15 protein-coding genes and 1 tRNA gene are annotated in these 16848 nt (G+C 62.1%); 10 read left to right on the top strand and 6 right to left on the bottom strand.

The genetic code is table 11. From position 1 onward, the window contains the following. The first annotated feature begins 2 nt into the window (after positions 1–2). Positions 3–425 (top strand): RidA family protein, encoded by a 423-nt coding sequence (locus HUI96_RS15655; RefSeq protein WP_188255610.1) that lies wholly within the window; start codon positions 3–5, stop codon positions 423–425. Between the two features lie 4 nt (positions 426–429). Then, on the top strand, positions 430–1536 hold the full coding sequence (locus HUI96_RS15650; protein WP_188255609.1) for a sn-glycerol-3-phosphate ABC transporter ATP-binding protein UgpC: 1107 nt from the start codon (positions 430–432) through the stop codon (positions 1534–1536). Positions 1537–1663: 127 nt separating this feature from the next. Here the strand turns inward: HUI96_RS15650 and HUI96_RS15645 are convergent, their stop codons facing one another. Beyond that, complete coding sequence (locus HUI96_RS15645) at positions 1664–3019, bottom strand: UDP-glucose dehydrogenase family protein (RefSeq protein ID WP_188255608.1); 1356 nt, start codon at positions 3017–3019, stop codon at positions 1664–1666. A 1100-nt stretch (positions 3020–4119) separates the two neighbouring features. Between HUI96_RS15645 and HUI96_RS15640 the strand changes: the two genes are divergently transcribed. Both HUI96_RS15640 and HUI96_RS15635 read left to right on the top strand, forming a co-directional pair. Beyond that, complete coding sequence (locus tag HUI96_RS15640) at positions 4120–5775, top strand: calcium-binding protein (RefSeq protein ID WP_188255607.1); 1656 nt, start codon at positions 4120–4122, stop codon at positions 5773–5775. 207 nt (positions 5776–5982) lie between these two features. After that, a complete protein-coding gene (locus HUI96_RS15635; RefSeq protein ID WP_188255606.1) occupies positions 5983–6420 on the top strand; it encodes a YybH family protein in 438 nt (145 codons plus the stop codon). Between the two features lie 600 nt (positions 6421–7020). Here HUI96_RS15635 and HUI96_RS15625 read toward each other — a convergent pair. Further along, positions 7021–7455, bottom strand: coding sequence for a hypothetical protein (locus HUI96_RS15625; RefSeq protein ID WP_188255848.1), 435 nt, complete (start codon positions 7453–7455; stop codon positions 7021–7023). 605 nt (positions 7456–8060) lie between these two features. Here HUI96_RS15625 and HUI96_RS15620 point away from each other — a divergent pair. The 4 genes from HUI96_RS15620 to HUI96_RS15605 all read left to right on the top strand — a co-directional run bounded on the left by HUI96_RS15620 (position 8061) and on the right by HUI96_RS15605 (position 10251). Further along, the gene (locus HUI96_RS15620; protein WP_188255605.1) at positions 8061–8267 is read left to right on the top strand and encodes a hypothetical protein; all 207 of its coding nucleotides are present in this window, start codon (positions 8061–8063) and stop codon (positions 8265–8267) included. 154 nt (positions 8268–8421) lie between these two features. Next, the gene (locus HUI96_RS15615; protein ID WP_337918388.1) at positions 8422–8643 is read left to right on the top strand and encodes a helix-turn-helix transcriptional regulator; all 222 of its coding nucleotides are present in this window, start codon (positions 8422–8424) and stop codon (positions 8641–8643) included. 34 nt (positions 8644–8677) lie between these two features. Beyond that, positions 8678–8866, top strand: coding sequence for a helix-turn-helix domain-containing protein (locus HUI96_RS15610; protein ID WP_188255604.1), 189 nt, complete (start codon positions 8678–8680; stop codon positions 8864–8866). Continuing rightward, positions 8866–10251 (top strand): reverse transcriptase domain-containing protein, encoded by a 1386-nt coding sequence (locus HUI96_RS15605; RefSeq protein ID WP_188255603.1) that lies wholly within the window; start codon positions 8866–8868, stop codon positions 10249–10251. Before HUI96_RS15610 ends, HUI96_RS15605 begins: the two co-directional genes overlap by 1 nt. A gap of 123 nt (positions 10252–10374) precedes the next feature. Here the strand turns inward: HUI96_RS15605 and HUI96_RS15600 are convergent, their stop codons facing one another. Beyond that, a complete protein-coding gene (locus HUI96_RS15600) occupies positions 10375–12117 on the bottom strand; it encodes a site-specific integrase (protein ID WP_188255602.1) in 1743 nt (580 codons plus the stop codon). Between the two features lie 102 nt (positions 12118–12219). Beyond that, positions 12220–12295, bottom strand: a tRNA-Thr gene (locus HUI96_RS15595). A gap of 340 nt (positions 12296–12635) precedes the next feature. On the opposite strand from HUI96_RS15595, the gene HUI96_RS15590 reads away from it, so the two are divergent. Next, complete coding sequence (locus tag HUI96_RS15590; RefSeq protein ID WP_188255601.1) at positions 12636–13724, top strand: hypothetical protein; 1089 nt, start codon at positions 12636–12638, stop codon at positions 13722–13724. On the opposite strand, the gene HUI96_RS15585 is transcribed toward HUI96_RS15590, so the two are convergent. Next, the gene (locus tag HUI96_RS15585; RefSeq protein ID WP_188255600.1) at positions 13694–15346 is read right to left on the bottom strand and encodes a cisplatin damage response ATP-dependent DNA ligase; all 1653 of its coding nucleotides are present in this window, start codon (positions 15344–15346) and stop codon (positions 13694–13696) included. The two genes, HUI96_RS15590 and HUI96_RS15585, sit on opposite strands and share 31 nt — an antisense overlap. Positions 15347–15412: 66 nt before the next feature. Between HUI96_RS15585 and HUI96_RS15580 the strand changes: the two genes are divergently transcribed. Further along, on the top strand, positions 15413–15817 hold the full coding sequence (locus tag HUI96_RS15580; protein WP_237684152.1) for a YbhB/YbcL family Raf kinase inhibitor-like protein: 405 nt from the start codon (positions 15413–15415) through the stop codon (positions 15815–15817). A 15-nt stretch (positions 15818–15832) separates the two neighbouring features. Here the strand turns inward: HUI96_RS15580 and HUI96_RS15575 are convergent, their stop codons facing one another. Beyond that, on the bottom strand, positions 15833–16843 hold the full coding sequence (locus HUI96_RS15575) for a ligase-associated DNA damage response exonuclease (protein ID WP_188255599.1): 1011 nt from the start codon (positions 16841–16843) through the stop codon (positions 15833–15835). Positions 16844–16848: the final 5 nt, after the last annotated feature.

Genomic DNA, 16848 nt, shown 5'->3' with positions numbered 1-16848 from the left:
GCATGACAGATTTCACCAGCGTAACAGGCCATCATCCGCTGATCGGCCGCCCGCAAGGCGCGCGGCAGCACGCGACCGCCGGGCCGTATTCGCCCGTCCTCGAGGTCGACGCCTCACGGCTGGTCGTCATTTCCGGCCAGGTTGCCATCGACATGGACGGCAACATCATCGGCAGCACCATGGAGGAGCAGGCGCGCGCAACGCTTGAGAACTGTGCCATGCAACTCGCCAGCGCCGGCTGCACTTTCGCCGACGTATTCAAGGTCAACGTCTACGTGGCCGACCTCGGCGACTGGGCCCGCTTCAACTCGGTCTATCAGGAACTGATGCAGGAGCCGTTGCCGGTCCGCACCGCGGTCCAGGCTGTGCTGCTGCCAGGTTTCCTGCTGGAAATCGAGATGTGGGCCGTTAAGCCAAAGGATTGAGGAAGTGGCATCCGTCGAACTCAGGAACATCGCCAAATCCTTCGGCAGTGTCGAAGCCGTCCGCGACGTGTCGCTGTCGATCGGGGATGGCGAACTGGTGGTTTTCCTCGGTCCATCGGGCTGCGGGAAATCCACGCTGCTGCGCATGGTGGCCGGGCTGGAGGAGATCACCTCCGGTGATCTGCTGATCGGCGGCCAGCGGATGAATGAAGTGGCCGCCGCGGACCGCGGCATTGCCATGGTCTTTCAGTCCTATGCGCTCTATCCGCACATGACTGTTGCCGAAAACATGGGCTTCGCGCTCAAGATGCTGGGTAAACCCAGGGCCGAGACCGAGCGCAAGGTTGCCGAAGCTGCCGCAATCCTTCAGATCGAAGAACTGCTCGGCCGCAAGCCGAAGGAGCTTTCGGGCGGCCAGCGCCAGCGCGTCGCGATTGGTCGCGCGATCGTGCGGGAGCCCGAGGTCTTCCTCTTCGACGAGCCGCTTTCCAATCTGGATGCCGGGCTGAGGGCCCAGATGCGCGTGGAGATCGCGCGGCTGCACGAGCGCCTCGGCACCACCATGATCTACGTGACGCACGACCAGGTCGAGGCGATGACGCTCGCCGACCGCATCGTGATCCTCAACAAGGGCAGGATCGAGCAGCAGGGCTCGCCGCTTGATCTCTACGAGAAGCCTGTGAACCGCTTCGTCGGCGGTTTTCTGGGGCAGCCGCAGATGAACTTCATCCCCGCGCAGCTTGTAAGCTCGGGTGGAGCGACCGAGCTTGCGGTCGGCGTTCCGGCCAGGCGGGTGCTGCAGTTTGCCAATGTCGTCGCCGCGGCCGGCGGCACGATCGTGGAGTTGGGCGTTCGCCCCGACAGCATATCGATCGTCGACCCGATGCTGGAAACCGCCCTTCCTGCCCATGTGGTGGTTGTCGAGCATCTGGGCGGCTCCAGCCTGCTCTATGTCCAGGTCGACGGGCTGGAGGAACTCGTAACAGTCGAGTTGCGCGGGAAGACGGCTTTTGCAAGACACGAGACGGTCGGCCTTCGCTTCGATCCGCAGCGGGTCCATCTATTCGATGGCGGCGGCAAGCAGATCGAGAGCCGTGCCGCGGAGGAGTAAGTCTCACTTATGAAAGAGGCTGTCGTCCACCGACATGGCCGTCGCCTGCTGCGGCATTTGCTCAGCAGACGGTCGAGCGTCGGCTCGTCGGCAATCTCACGAGCGCGGAGTAGAGGCCCTTTGCACCTCAAGCCTGCGCGGCATCCCGCGCTATGTGCAGCGGGCTGAGATAGTCCTCCGCGGGACGGCCGACGCTGACATAGGCGAAACCGTGCGGCCGGATCTCTTCCTTGCGGTAGATGTTGCGCAGGTCGACCAGCAGCGGCGTGGCCATGATCGACTTCAGCCGTTGGAAGTCCATGGCGCGGAAGGCGTTCCACTCGGTGACGATGACCAGCGCCTCGGCGCCTTCGGCGGCGTCATAGGGATCAGAGCCGAACGTCACATTCTCGAGCAGCGATCGCGCTTGCTCCATCCCCTCGGGATCGTAGGCGGCAACCCGCGCGCCCGCATCCTGCAGGGCCTGGATGATGGTCAGCGCCGGCGACTCCCGCATGTCGTCGGTGTTCGGCTTGAAGGTCAGGCCCAGTATCGAGATCTTGCGGCCGCGCACGTCTCCGCCGCAGGCAGCGATCACCTTGCGCGCCATCGCGCGCTTGCGGGTGTCGTTGACGGCAACGGTCGTCTCGACCAGGCGCAGAGGCTTGCCGAGATCCTGTGCCGACTTGATGAGCGCCAGCGTGTCCTTGGGGAAGCACGAACCACCGTAGCCCGGACCTGCGTGCAGGAACTTTGAACCGATCCGCTGGTCGAGCCCGATGCCGCGGGCCACATCCTGGACGTTGGCGCCGGCTTCCTCGCAAAGATCGGCGATCTCGTTCATGAACGTGATCTTCATGGCGAGGAAAGCGTTGCCCGCATATTTGATCAGCTCGGAGGTCCGCCGCGTGGTGAAGACCAGCGGTGCCTGGTTCAGGTAAAGAGGGCGATAGACTTCGGTCATCACCTGGCGGGCACGCTCGTCGGCTATTCCGACGACGATCCGGTCTGGGCGGCGGAAATCGTCGATGGCATTTCCTTCGCGCAGAAATTCCGGGTTGGAGACCACCGCAACGTCGGCCGCGGGATTGGTCTCGCGTATGATCCGGTCGATCTCGTCGCCGGTGCCGACCGGCACGGTCGACTTGGTCGCCACAACGGTGAAGCCTCGGAGCGACTGCGCCAGTTCGCGCGCCGCGGCATAGACATAGGACAGGTCGGCATGGCCGTCCCCCCTTCGCGACGGCGTCCCGACCGCAATGAATACCACGTCGGCGACCTCGACGGCCGGCCCCAGCTCGGTCGAGAAAGCCAGCCGGCCCATCTTGACGTTGCCGGCGACGATCGAGTCGAGCCCAGGTTCGTAGATTGGCATCTCCCCGCGCCGCAGCGCCTCGATCTTTCGCTCATCCTTGTCGATGCAGGTGACGTCGTGGCCGAAATCGGAAAGGCAGGCGCCGGAGACGAGCCCGACATAGCCGCTGCCTATGACTGCAATACGCATGGAACTTCCCCTTCTCTACTTTGCGCTGCCGCCATGGGGCTGTCGTCGTCCCCCCAAGGCATGCAAACCAAGTGTCGAGCCTGCGTGCATGAGGCCTGGCAGTATGCCGAGGCTCCTCCGTATGTGTGTGTCGCCATTGCGACATTCCACACCGCCATGGCCAGAGTATGCCGGCTGCCGCGCGAGGCTGATCTTGTGTTCGCTCCACGGCTCCGTATGGAAGATGATGAGAGCGCTTCCCACTGCCGCCACTCTCGCCGCCGCCGTCAGCGGCTTGCTCAGCGCGAAATGGAGCACGCTCCGCGCGAGATCAAGCCGGCCGCAGGCGCGACGGGCGGGCAGGACGCCGGCATTGCCACCCTGATCGCGATGTCGGCTTCCCGCGCCAGGCCGCGAGCCTTGACAGTGCGGCGGTGTCGGCCGAGCCGTTGAAGATCGCCAGAGAGCCAATTGTCTGCAGGTATCCTTGATCGAGGATGACGATGTTCGGCGATTTCGTTGCCTGGTCCCAGTACTTCGAACGGTGAAGGAAGTACTGAAATAAACGCAGTCGCCAGAGCGGGTCGGCTGGCGGGTCCCCCTCCGCCTCCTCAGGTCGGGCGCACGTGTTGCAAGCGTCACAGGCTTCTTGGAAAGTGGCTCGAGCTGAAGTTATCCACAGCTGATTTCGCCACCTCGCGTTGAATCCTGACGAAGGACCCACGGCGCCCCCGCCTCGGGTCGCTGGCGACGCCTCGCTGGGCGCATCTTCACGAACGTCGCCGCTGATCTTCTCGGGTAGAGGCTGACTTTGCCGGACGTGCCGTCCCCAGGTCGGATCCAAAGATATGGCGCTCGAGGGCGGGAGTAATTGAAGCTGACGGACAGAATTGATCTCCATGCCGTGGGAAAGGCGGAAAATGGCCAAAATCAATACAGCCAAAAATCACTTCAAACCTAGGGAGTTAGTCAAAATAACATTTTCGAATTCGCAATGGATGGTTGTGAAAACTAAGATAAACCGCCGGTTGCATTCGGGTATGTCGATGTTTTGCTTGTTGAGAGCCTCAGCATCCCTATGGTCGCAGGCTGCGGGTGGGTGAAGCTGCAAAGGAATTTTGATGGCGACTCTACACTACACATCGGGTGGCTCTGCCGCGGAAATCGGGACCGCAGGGTTCAATCTGGTCGACGTGCAATCCGTCGAGGAGCTCAACGCGCTGCCTGACGGCATGATGGGTCTGGTCTGGCTGGACGAGGTCGACGGCGCTACGTCCTCCTTCAGGGACAAGGTCGACGCCTTCAAAGGAAATGACCAGCTGTTCGGCTTCTTCCTAGCCGACGAGCCCGATCCGACGGGACAGTGGGGCACCTACGCCACCGCCGAAAACCTAAAGGCGGAGTCGGACTACATCCATGACAACGTACTCGGCGCCAAGACCTTCATCACGATGATGAACACGGGTTCCTCGGCCGAACCGAGCTTTGAGGGCAACTTCAATCCGGAAAATACCGGCATCGACTATTACGGGCTGGATCCTTACCCCGTTCGCTCGGAGTCGGGTCCGGTCGATTTCGAGATGATCGACAGGACGGTGGCCGCAGCGGTCGAAGCCGGCATTCCGGTCGACCAGATCGTGCCGGTCTACCAGACCTTCGGTGGCGGAGAATACGTGACCGACACCGACAGCAAGTACGCTCTCCCGACCGCCGAGCAGATGCAGGTCATGATGGAGCACTGGGACGAGAATGTTCCATCGCCCGCCTTCGACTATGCTTATGCATGGGGCTCACAACTCGGCACGACTACGATCGCCGACTCGCAGGAACTGCAGAATTTGTTCCTTGAGCGGAATAGCGCCAGCGCTGCCCCAGACACCTCCGCTGTCACCGACGGCACCGACGCGGTAGTCGGCATGGACGACGCCGACGTGACGATTGATCCGGACGACGACGGCGCCGACGATCAGGTGGCCGATGCCGCCGACGATCAGCCCGGCGATCAGGTGGCCGACGCCACCGAAGATGGCGGCGATGAGGCGTCGATGTCAGGCAGCCACGATCTCGACCCGGGCTCCGAAGCGGAGGCGCCGGCGACCAACGATGCGGTGGACGCGGCACCGACCGACGATGCGGTGGACGCGGCACCGACCGACGATGCGGTGGACGCGGCACCGACCGACGATGCGGTGGACGCAGCGCCGACCGACGATGCGGTGGACGCGGCACCGACCGACGATGCGGTGGACGCGGCGCCGACCGACGATGCAGTGGACGCAGCGCCGACCGACACGTCAGGCAACGAGCCGGCGCCGGAGGTCACCGGCAACACCGGCGACAACGGCCACGGCTGGAAGGGGATCGGGCACTGGATGAGCGGCGGCCGCGGACATGAAAAGTGGCACCAGTCCGGGGATGCGACGGCCGAGAACGCCAGCGGCGACTGGCACAAGGGAATTGCCGGCGCGGACGCCTATGCGTTCTTCCAAGCGCTGGGTGCCAAGCACGCCGACAAGTTCATAGACTTCAGCGCGAAGCACGACACGATCGACTGGGGCAATGGGCACTTCAAGTCGTTGACGAAGGCGGGCCCGCAGGGCGCTTCCGACTTCGCGGCCGACATCCAGGCCCCTGCGGAAGAGCCCGGCCGCAGCAAGGCTTACGCCACCGACACGGGCACGTTCCAAAACGATGCCGATGGCGCTGGTGCCGAATACGCCGCCGGCCTTGCCGAACTGATCAAGCATTCGAAGGCGGCGGATTTCGACATCGTCTGATGATAACGTCACAGAGGCGTTGATAGCCTCTTGAGCCTGCCCGCACCCGCTGCGGGCAGGCCATTTTGCGCTCGGCCGACAGAGAGGAACGGCCAAGCAGTGTGACAGCCTGTTGATGTGACAGCCTGACTGTCCGGGAGCATAGTACCTGGAGCTTGTAGCTTACGTGCGGGAGGCTTTGACCGAGACACCACCACGGAGGCATCGATGACTAAGCTCTTCATGCCATTTGTCATGGCGCTGTTCTTAGGAATGTCTTCGCTTCTTTCCCACGCAGATCCAGCCGCAGAGGTGAAGGCCAGTTATGCGGCCTGGGATCAAGCCTTCAACAAGGGAGACGCCAAGGCGCTCGCGGCCCTCTACGCAGAGGATGCGCTGTTCCTGCCGGCTACCCACGATGTGATCACCGGCCGACCAGGCATCGAGAAGTTCTTTGCTTCCCTGTTCGCCATGGGCGTCAAGGACCACAAGCTGGAACTGATCCAGGCGTCCGGAAATGACAAGGTGGTGTTCGGTGCCGCCAAATGGTCCGCCGCCGGCAAGGACAAGGCCGGAAAGGATCAGCCATGGGGCGGCGTCGCGACCCACATCTTCGAGCGGCAGGCGGACGGCAGCCTGAAGCTCAGGGTGCACACGTTCAACTAAAACCGGCTTACAGGCAAAGGATCAATCTCCGGGCCGGAGATTGGTGCCGCTTGCGTGAGGTGAAAAGTGCCTCAGGCGCGCGCAAAAAATTCAGTTACTTAGCCGTTTGGCCGTCATGCTTAAGTGTATCACAGAAGTGTCGCGGCTGCGATGAGGATCCCCAAGATCGCAGTCGCGGCGAAATTTGCAATTAACTGCGGGGGCTCCACCTCACCCAATCTGGCTCGCACTGCCATGGTTCGAAGCCATATGGCCGAGGCGGCGCACTGCAGACTTGGTGAATCCTTCCAGAAGTTGTCCGGCCGGCGAGACATAGAGTTTTTGAATTTGCCTGCTAGGAGTAGTTTTCGCTCAGTTGGAGGGCTTGAGAGTGTCAGACTGGAAGCTGCAGCCACGCCGAAGCACCCAAGAGACCTGCTGAGATCTTGCGGTGACCGATACTGTTGAGGATGACGAGAAGGTTGGCCGGAAGATGGAGCCCAAAGATCCAGTCTCGCCAACTACCAGCAGGCGTATGCGAAATACACGTTCGAAGGACAACCAAAACGAGAAACGATTTAGGAGCGGATTGCACCGCTTAGGATATAGATTCCGGATTCACTATCGTGCGATTCCAGGCAGCCGTCGTACCATTGACATCGCTTTGGCCGAACCGATGTAAGCTCCGTAACCACGCCACCAGATCACTTTCGGATGGAAGTTCCTAACGAGCTTGCAAACATAACGGCCAGAACGCTTATCTAGGAACTTCTTCAGGACCGGGATCGCTACTGGCACACTCTCGTCGAAACGGCCCCAAAATCGAAGCGGCAGCTTCTGATCCCAACACCAATCGAAGAGCAAATCGTTCTCCGTCGCATAGGCGACCGCAGCATCGACGCGGTGCGTCCTCTTCTCGGCGTTCAGAAGGATGCTTCGAAGATATGTTCCGTTGATGCCATTTAGTAGCAGTTCCAAAGGTTCCCCCTCCAATGCGCTGCCCTCGCGCCAACTTATAGCGCCAGCCACAGCTGGGTCGTCAAACAGATCGATCATTGGAAGCCAGCTGCAGGTGGTTGCACCCAGTGCGAAACACGTCGTTTAAGTCGCGATAAGGGTATTATCGGAGGTTAGGCCGTCCTAGCTCCTCCGGTTTGAAGGCTCCCAGGTTCGGCTGCCGCCGTGCAGCCTTCGCCACTGTGGGGTTGCTCTAACTGGAATGGTGCAATTCACTCGCTCATCATACCGTTCGAAAATCTCGAAAAAAGTCCCCGAACAGGCGATCACACCGGACGCAACCGTTGCTCAGATAAGCCTACACCAATTGGCGTTCGACCTGCTGCACCTAGACGGGCAGGATCTCCGTATGATTTGGCATAGAGGAGCGGCGCCAGTTGCTGCAGGACCTGATCGGGACTCGAGCATGAGCCGATCCGCTTCAGCGAGAGCCTGGAAGGCGGTGCGGAGGTCGTGTTCAACGCGATCGACACTTGACCTCGAGGGAATGGTGTCGAAGCGTAGGGGCAGCCGGGACCGCAGCGGCGACTCGCGCGACTGGTTCAAGACCAAGTGCTACGCCGAGGCGACGCTCAACATCATCGGGGTGGAGCGGGAGAGGGGCAAACCGGCGATGTTGCTCTGCTCAGACCAGGCCGGCAACTATGTCGGAGCCGCGCGGCGTGACCGTCTCCAAGCTCATCCGCGAGCGTTTGTGCGAACGGGTTCAGGGGAAGAAGACCGCCCGAGCACCAAAGGGGCTCTCGAAGCAGAACGCCGAGTGGGTCGAGCCCGGCCTGGTCGGCCGGGTGCAGTTCCTGAAGGGTGAGGAGAAGCTCCGGCACGCTACGCTGAAGGATGTGGGGGAGTAGAGCTCACCTCTATCTTGAGATCGCCCTCAGATAAAAAAGATCGTTGCCTCGACCATATTCGCCCGCGCTGTCGCCAGCCGTCAGCAGTCGGCTGGACAACTGGGTCTAATAGGCTGGGGTTGGCCTCCGCCTCCCGGATTCGCTGGTACAAACGGTGGCGGGTTACCCCACGTCCAAACTGAGGACCTCCGAAGCCGCGGAGTATCTGCGCCTCTCTGCCAGCACTTTGCAGAAGATGCGCATCAGCGGCAGCGGCCCCACATTTTCGAAGTCGGGGAGCAGGATCATCGTTTACGACCGGGCGCATCTCGATGAATGGCTGCGGAAACGCGAGCATCATTCAACATCTGAATATGGCGCTGCTCCCAGCAATTGAGTGCACAACTGTGACACTACGCTCGACACAAGACATGCTGACCTACGAGAACCTGCGCAGAGCCCCCTGGGTGACGATCGCAGAGGCCGCCTCAATGCTGGGCGTCTCGACCCGCACCGTCCGACGCTGGCAAGCGGCCGGCAGGATGCCCAAGCGGTTCCGGCGTAGTCGGCAACTGACCTACCTGCGTGAAGACGTCCTGTCGCTAAGAGGCAAGCTCTGATGTTGCCGAACACCATCCACGACGAGAAGGCTCTGCAAAATGCCCTCGGCCGCATAGACAAGGAGATCAAAAGGGCGATCAGGTGGTTCTCAGCGGCGGGCGGTTTATCGCCTACATTTGAGACGGACGTTCAACGCCTCGAGTGGGCAAGAGAGACCTATCTCGAGACCTTGAAGGCACTGGCCCTCATCAGCAGCCTCGATCAGGAGGCCTGGCCTCAAGCCGAAGCGGTGCTGCTGTCTGAGAGCGCGAGACTATGTGCCGGCATCCGGGCAGCCTCGGCTGCCCAGAATTCCTCTTCTCCTCTTCATTTTATTGAAATCGCGAGCTCGATCACCTCGTTCGAGGGCTTGGAAGAACCCGTCAGAGCATACTGGAAACGCAAGGATAGTGGAGGGTATCGCCTCATCGTGCAGTTCGGTCCCCATCGGATAGCGCATCAACTGCTGCTGCGTGACTGGCTGTCCATTGCGGGGGTCGAGAGCGAATTCGACTATACCCGGCCGGGTGCCGGTGGGGAGCGCGAATTCACGCGGGAGATCTCGCGGCAAATGGAAAACGGCGTTCAGTGGTGGGGAAAACTGGACGTCGTAAACTGCTTCCCTTCCCTACGACCAGGACATTTCGGATGGCTGCCAATAAGCCGCAAGGCATTGCGGGGCATTGTCTTCCTGCCGAAGTCCACTTGGGTGGATATCGATCTGAGTAAGAAGCTCAACAGTGTTGGAGAATTTCTTGCGCAGCAAGATATCATACCACACGCCTTCACATACAATGATGTAGTGGAAGCCTCCCACAAACTTGTCCGGCGGGGGTTACCGCAGGGCTCCGTCTTGTCGCCGCAGATTGCCAGGGCCTTCTTGGGAAGGGAGCTTCGTGCATGCCGCGAAGAACAGTGCGTGGCGTCGTTCGTCGACGACATCGCTGTTGGCTCCAAGTCGCAGTCTGGGGTCAAGGCATTCCAGGAGCGCCTGCGTCAGCGCCTTTTGGCACTGCCCGCCGGAAAGGTTTGCTTGAAGATCGACGAAATACGGAAAGCCTCGAGCGGACGTGTGGAAGAGCTCGGATACCGGTTCGATCCGAGCCGCGGTCATGGCGACCATCCCGTCCACGTCTGGCCCGGAAGGAAGAGAACGCGCCGCTATGGGGATCGGCTACCGAAGCGCCTCAGTGAAGCTGAAATGGTCGGGGATGATCTCGACGCCGTGACAGCCAAGTTTACCGACCAATGGATCGCCGGAACTCCGGGCTGGACACTGGTCCCTGGCCATTCACGCGAACTTGCCCATGCCATCGCCGCGTGCCGACAGCTCGAATTTCTGAACGGCCTTCACCCCAAGTACAAGCCTTCACCACTGAAACCAGTTAACCACGGGTTGGAATAGCGATAGTTCGAAAGCACAAGGTCCAGCTTCAATGGTGATCATCTTCGGCAGGCCAGGAGGTCACCCCAAGGGCACCTGTTCTTTCGCTTGTGGAGCGCGTCGCGAGGCGGGTAGCCGACTGGTTCAGGCCAGCGTCGGTGCCGGTTGAGAGTAGCGGAAACCAAGCTTTAGGCCCGGATAGTGGATTTTCGCGACGAACTTCGCCAGATAGTCCGCGTCCTTCGGGTCACCATACCCGTCGCTGACCTTGGTTCCTTCGCTCCAACCCCCTAGTGCGGAGAGGACATCCGATGGGGCATCGATGCGCCGCAGCGCGTCACGGAAGGAGTGTCTGAAGCTGTAGAGCGTCTGTCCAGGCTCCAACTCCAGTCCCTGTTTCAGGAAGGTCTCGCGAAAACGCCTGCACGGATAGTCGGAGTAGTAGCCTCGTCTGCTCGGCTTCAAACCGGCGAACAGCAGCGCCTTGTCCCCGTCCTTTCTGCGGCCTTCGACGAAATCGAGAAACCCGACCTCGATCAGTTGCGGGTGGATCGGGAAGCTTCGCCGGCTATGGCTAGTCTTGATCTTCTTTACCGGCCCGAACGCATCGTCGTCCGTCGGCTCGACATAGGCATACCAGACGCCGGTGGAGGAGCGTCTGATATCCCCGGCCTGCATCTGGCAGATTTCGCCGGGGCGCATGCCGGTCAGCGCCATGAGCAGCGGAAGCCAGAACCGCCAGTCGCGATCTTTTGCGAGATAGGGCTCCTTACTCTCCGGATGCCAACGGGCGTAGAAACTCGAGGAAAAAAACTGCCTGATCTGGTCCGGCGTGAACGGGCGGCGCTTGTCGGCTGGGCTTCGAGGGTCGCGTGTCAGCGGCCGCAGGTCTTCGGCGGGATTGCTGGCAATGAGCTGCTTTTTGAGAGCCAGCTGCATGATGTTGCGAAAATCATCGAGATAGGCTGCTTGGCTGGTCGGGGTGAGGACGTGCCGGTTGTCCTTGGCGGCAAGCTCAATGGCTCGTTCATAGGGTTCACCGGGATAGCGTTTCTCCCGATGCGCAGGTAGGCGCGCTAGAACCCGTTGTAACTTCCGCCCGGCGTCGTAATCGACCGCTTGGATCGGCGTATCGGCACCGATTACTTCGACGAGGAGCTTGGCCTGTGCCGCCACCTTCTCGGCCCATTGTGGCCGGCGTCGGTTGAGTTTGGCCGTCTCGCGCACATTCTCGACGTACTCCGAAGCGAGACGGCCGAACGTCACCTCGGTTCGCAGCTTGGACGGGGAGGTAGCAGGACCACTGCTAGTCCCGAAATCGTCCCGCAAGATTGCGAGCTCTCTGCTAATGATGGAAACAAGGCTGCGGCGGATCATCTCCGCCACGCCCGTTTCCGTGATCCCGTCGAAAGAGTGCCCCTCTGGAAAAACGCGGGAGTACGCCTGATGCACCCAAAGGTGCTGGTCTGGATGCTCGGGATCGCTCAAATCCTGCAGCTGCGCTTGCTTGTCGGAACGGATCTCCCTTAATTCGCCTAAGCTGCCGGCGGGATCATTGAGGTAGCGCTGGTCGAATTTCTGCACCTGCTCATCGACGTAGGCGGCGACACGCCGGCGGACCTCGTCGATCGACAGCCTGGCGGGCGTGTTTGCGCTGGGGTCGGACGCTGAGTCGGAGAGGGTCTGTGACGATGTGCGCAGCGCCTCGAATTCCAGGTCGTATTGGATGTCCAATGCGTTCCGCAGGCGTTTGGCGTCCTGCAGCGAGGTCGTGTTCAACGAATGCTGAATGAGGCTCTTGCCGAAGCTCTTGATCAGGGTGTCGGGAACCCGGCGCCGATAGTACCAGACGCCGTTGCGATTATGGAGATGATGACGATCAGGCACCGCGTCCATACCCCGCTGTGTACCACAAATGTGCAGCAGCGACTACGGTCAAGCGGTTGGATTTGTTGTTCTTCCCAACCCGTCAAGGGGTTAGGCGGGATTTGGTGCCGCTTGCGTGACTCGAACACGCGACCCCATCATTACGAATGATGTGCTCTACCAACTGAGCTAAAGCGGCGACCGGGCTCGGGCGCTGCGGCCCGACCGAACGAGCGCCTGATAACCTCATTGGCCGGTAATTTCAAGCGCGAGATGAGGAGGATTGGCCCTGCTCCTCCGACTGTTCTCCAACTGTTGCCTGGATGCTGGAGGCTGTCTTTACGGTGGCCTCCTTGCACGTCGGCGGGTAAGACCTCGAATCGAGGTGCGGCCGATCGAATGAGCGGGGCAGGCCGCTTCTGAATACGAACGCTGTTTTTGGCTGTGGCGATTCGATCGCGTCGCAGGAGCAATCCCGCGTTGATTGCTGTTGCGGCTACGGTTAACGATCGATTTTTGGGTTTTGGCGGGGAAAATGAATGGACCCGATCGAAAAGGCGATCCGGAGCGCCTTCGAAAAGGGCAACGCCGAGGACAGGGCGTTTCGCGAGAGCGTTTACCGCAAGGCGTTCGAAGCGCTCGACCGTGCCCTCCAGGCCAATCAGAACCTTACCGTGGAAGCAGCGATCAACCGGCGCAAGGTGCTGCAGGCGCGCATAGCCGAGATCGAGACCGAGTTCATCCCGGCGGTGCCGGCCGCTGACCCGCTTGCCGGCTCCTTCGAAATCCGGATGGAGCCCGGGGAGGCGCCGCCCATCGTCATGCCGGAACTGACGGCGGACCGCGTGGACAGGGATGCCGGAGCCCTGGGCGGGATCGGCGAACTCGATGTCCGGGAGGAGTTCTCCGACCGCGCCTCGCGCTCCAGGGCAGCGCCACCCCTTTCGGCCTCCGATCCCAAACGCTCGCGCCGCCGCAGCCGCAAGCCTCTCGTTCTCATGTTCGTGGCTCTGTGCCTCGTGGCCCTCGTCGGCATCGGCATCCTGTTCGCACAGCAGGCCGGCCTCTTCCCGCCGCGGCAGGAAGGCGAGACCTCGATGCCGAATCCGCAGGCGACGATCGAGGCCGAGGACTTCAATCCCGAGAGCGATGGCCAACCCCCGGCGCTGACGAGCCAGCCTGCGGAACAGCGCGACTGGATCAGCATCTTCACGGCCGCCGACGCGACCGCCGTCAGCGCCCCCGCCGGCATCAAAGCCGAGTCGATGGACGATGATTCGGGAAGCTTCCTGCGCATCCGTTCCTCGGGTTCCGGCGCCGCCGTCCTGTTCGATGTCGGCCAGGGCGTGCTGCAGCGGATCGCCGGGCGGAAGGCGACTTTCGATATCGTGGCGCGCGGCAGCGATGGCGAACAGGTCGAGATGGCGGTCGACTGCAACTTCGGCGAACTCGGCGATTGCGGCCGCAAGCGCTACGCGGTCGGCTACGAGAAGGCGGATTTCCTGTTCGAACTGGGCCTGCCGGAGGTCGATCCGGGCGCTGGCGGCACGATCGCGATCGACCCGGATTTCGCCGGCGAAGGCAAGAGCCTCGACATCTACGAGATCAAGGTGTCGGTCTCGCCTTGAGCATGGTGCGCGACATTCGGTTCGTGCAGCAGTGCCTGCAGGGTCTCGATGCGGTCTGCCTCGGCGGAAGGCTTGTCCCAGCGCAGGCGTGAGATCCGCGGGAAGCGCATGGCCACCCCGGATCGGTGGCGGGTGGAGCGGTTGAGCCCCTCGAAGGCGATCTCCAGCACGAGGCCGCTGCGTTTGTCGGCCCTCACGGACCGGACAGGCCCGAAGCGCTCGACCGTGTTGTCGCGCACATATTTGTCGATCTGCCGCAGTTCCTCGTCGGTGAAGCCGAAATAGGCTTTTCCGACCGGCACCAGTTCCTCGACGCCTTCCGGGCCTGACCAGACGCCGAACGTGTAGTCGGAATAGAAGCTCGACCGCTTGCCGTGACCGCGCTGCGCATACATCAGCACTGCGTCGATCGTGTGCGGGTCGCGCTTCCACTTGAACCAGGGGCCTTTGGGGCGACCCGCGAGATAGGGCGAGGTCTTCTGCTTCAGCATCACGCCTTCGATGACCGGATGGGGCGGATGCCGGCGCATGTCGTCCAGATCTTCCCAGTTCGAGAAGCTGATGATCGGCGAAAGATCGAAGCGGCTGGGTTCCAGTTGGGCCACGAAGGCCACCAGGCGCGCACGGCGCTCGAGGAAGGGCAGGGGGCGCACATCCTCCTTTCCATCCTGAAGGATGTCGTAGCAGCGGATGAACACGGGATAGCGCTCGCGCATCTTCGGCGACACGCTCTTGCGATTGAGCCGCTGCTGGAGTTCCGAGAAGCTGCCGGTGTATTCGGGCGGATGACCGACGAGCAGTTCGCCGTCGAGCGCGCCGGTGAAATCCATCGCGTCCAGCAAATCGGGGAAGGCGCCGGAGATCTCGTCGCCGGTGCGCGAGTAGAGCCGGCACAGCCCGCCCTCCGACACAGCCTGCACGCGAATGCCGTCCCACTTCCACTCCGCCGCGTAGTCTGAGGGGTCCATCTTGGCGAGATCGCTGTCCTCTACGGCGTGCGACAGCATGACCGGACGGAACAGGGCGCGCGCCGCCTTCTCGGGTTTGGGAGCCCCGCCTTCGAGCCAGGCGAACAGGGAAAGGTAGGGCGGCTCGAGCCCGTGCCACACCTCCTCGATTTCGGCGATGTCGACCGAGCCGAGTTCGGCCAACGCCTGCTTGGCCAGCCGCGCCGAGACGCCGATGCGCAGGCCGCCGGTGACGAGCTTGATGATGGCATAGCGCCCCGAAATGCCCGCCGTGTCGAGCAGCCGCGCCAGCACGGCCGGGCCGTCCGAGCGACTGGCCGACTGCAGAGCGTCTACTACATCCGCGAGCGTCGGACGCTGATTTGGGGCATGGGCCTGGTCGGGCTCCGGCCAGACAAGCGACACCGTTTCGGCGAGATCGCCGACATAATCATAGGAATAGCCGAACAGGACCGGGTCCATCCGCTCCATGACCAGCGTCCGCAGCATGGCCGGCTTGATGGCTGGGATGTTGAGATCGCCGGTGATCGCAGCCAGTGCCAGCCCGCGGTCGGGATCCGGAGTGGTGGAGAAGTAGTCGACCAAGAGCCGGATCTTGCCGTTTCGCGACGGCGTCAGCACCAGACGGTCCAGAAGTTCGGAAAACCCCTCCATCGTCAAATTGACTTCCGGAAGTGCGGGACTGATACTCTACCGTCCAAGCAGACGCGGGTAGTCGGGATGTGGAAGCTTGTCCTGTCCTCGCTAACGGTGCTCGGCATCGCTTCGTCGATCTCAAGCATGGCTATGGCCGCGGATTTCTCGTTCGATTTCGAATGGGGTGGGATCAAGCGGTGCACCAGCGGCAGGCCCAATACCGTCCCCAACCCTATTTTCCATCTGCGCAACGTGCCGAACGGGACCGCCAACATACGCTTCGAGATGACTGATCTCAATGTGCCGAGCTTTCGGCATGGCGGAGGCACGGTGAGGTATGCGGGCGAGGGCACCATCAGGCCCGGAGCCTTCACTTATTTGAGCCCCTGTCCCCCCAGCGGGCGGCACACCTACGAGTGGACGGCCACGGCCCTCGACGCCAATGGCAAGAAACTGGCGGTAGCGAGAGCGCGCAAGCTGTATCCGTGACCGCGAGCCGGGCATCTACTCCGCCTCGTCCTCGTAGCCGACGAGATGCAGCGGCCGGGCGGTGAGCCGGGAAAGCTCGCACCAGCGCACCAGCGCCTCCTCTCGGCCGTGGGTCACCCAAACCTCGCCGGCGCCTGTCTCCTGGATCGTCTCGGTGAGTTCGTCCCAGTCCGAGTGGTCGGAGATGATCAGCGGCAGTTCCACCCCCCGCTGCTTGGCGCGCTGGCGGATCCGCATCCAGCCCGAGGCGAAGCAGGCGATTGGCTCGGGGAAGCGGCGGGCCCAGCGGTCGGCGAAGGCCGAGGGCGGACCGATCACGATCGAACCGGCAAAATCGTCCTTCCTGCCGCCCTCGATCGTGGCGGGCCGCAGGTCGCCGAGGTCGATGCCGCGGCTCTGGTAATAGTCGGAGAGCTTTGCCAGGGCGCCGTGGATGTAGATCGGCCGGTCGAAGCCGGCATCGCGCAACAACCGCATGACGCGCTGCGCCTTGCCCAGTGCATAGGCCCCGACCAGATGCGTGCTCTCCGGAAACTGCGAGACGGATTTCAGGAGCCGACCGATCTCTTCGCTGTCGGGAGGATGGCGGAAGACCGGCAGGCCGAAAGTGGCCTCGGTGATGAAGACGTCGCAGGCGATCGGCTCGAAGGGCGCGCAGGTCGGGTCGGGCTGGCGCTTGTAATCACCGGAGACGACGATGCGCAGCCCGGCATGCTCCACCGCGATCTGAGCCGAGCCGAGCACGTGGCCGGCCGGGTGGAAGGTGACAGACGCATCCTTGATTGCAATGGTCTCACCGAGTGTGGCGGCCTGCGTCGTCCCGGCGAAGTCGTCGCCATAACGCAGCCCCATGATGTCGAGCGTCTCTTGCGTGGCCAGCACCGAACCGTGACCCGAGCGGGCGTGATCGGAATGGCCATGCGTAATCAGCGCCCGGTTCACGGGCCTGATCGGATCGATGAAGAAATCGCCGGGGCCGCAATAGAGACCCTCCGGGCGGGGGCAGAGCAGTTCGCTTGGGCGCATCGAGC

Source organism: Pseudaminobacter soli (ex Zhang et al. 2022) (assembly GCF_014595955.1).
Classification (GTDB): Bacteria; Pseudomonadota; Alphaproteobacteria; order Rhizobiales; family Rhizobiaceae; genus Kumtagia; species Kumtagia pseudosoli.
Note: the sequence above shows the minus strand (reverse complement) of the source record. Positions and strands in the feature narration are given on the sequence as shown.

What these genes read in the sequence shown, in the direction of transcription:
- HUI96_RS15640 (WP_188255607.1), top strand. Translation starts at nt 4,120, where the DNA reads ATGGCGACTCTACACTACACATCGGGTGGCTCTGCCGCGGAAATCGGG.
- HUI96_RS15655 (WP_188255610.1), top strand. Translation starts at nt 3, where the DNA reads ATGACAGATTTCACCAGCGTAACAGGCCATCATCCGCTGATCGGCCGC.
- HUI96_RS15585 (WP_188255600.1), bottom strand. Translation starts at nt 15,346, where the DNA reads ATGGAGGGGTTTTCCGAACTTCTGGACCGTCTGGTGCTGACGCCGTCG.
- HUI96_RS15580 (WP_237684152.1), top strand. Translation starts at nt 15,413, where the DNA reads ATGTGGAAGCTTGTCCTGTCCTCGCTAACGGTGCTCGGCATCGCTTCG.
- HUI96_RS15645 (WP_188255608.1), bottom strand. Translation starts at nt 3,019, where the DNA reads ATGCGTATTGCAGTCATAGGCAGCGGCTATGTCGGGCTCGTCTCCGGC.
- HUI96_RS15635 (WP_188255606.1), top strand. Translation starts at nt 5,983, where the DNA reads ATGACTAAGCTCTTCATGCCATTTGTCATGGCGCTGTTCTTAGGAATG.
- HUI96_RS15625 (WP_188255848.1), bottom strand. Translation starts at nt 7,455, where the DNA reads ATGATCGATCTGTTTGACGACCCAGCTGTGGCTGGCGCTATAAGTTGG.
- HUI96_RS15620 (WP_188255605.1), top strand. Translation starts at nt 8,061, where the DNA reads ATGTCGGAGCCGCGCGGCGTGACCGTCTCCAAGCTCATCCGCGAGCGT.
- HUI96_RS15590 (WP_188255601.1), top strand. Translation starts at nt 12,636, where the DNA reads ATGGACCCGATCGAAAAGGCGATCCGGAGCGCCTTCGAAAAGGGCAAC.
- HUI96_RS15605 (WP_188255603.1), top strand. Translation starts at nt 8,866, where the DNA reads ATGTTGCCGAACACCATCCACGACGAGAAGGCTCTGCAAAATGCCCTC.
- HUI96_RS15610 (WP_188255604.1), top strand. Translation starts at nt 8,678, where the DNA reads ATGCTGACCTACGAGAACCTGCGCAGAGCCCCCTGGGTGACGATCGCA.
- HUI96_RS15575 (WP_188255599.1), bottom strand. Translation starts at nt 16,843, where the DNA reads ATGCGCCCAAGCGAACTGCTCTGCCCCCGCCCGGAGGGTCTCTATTGC.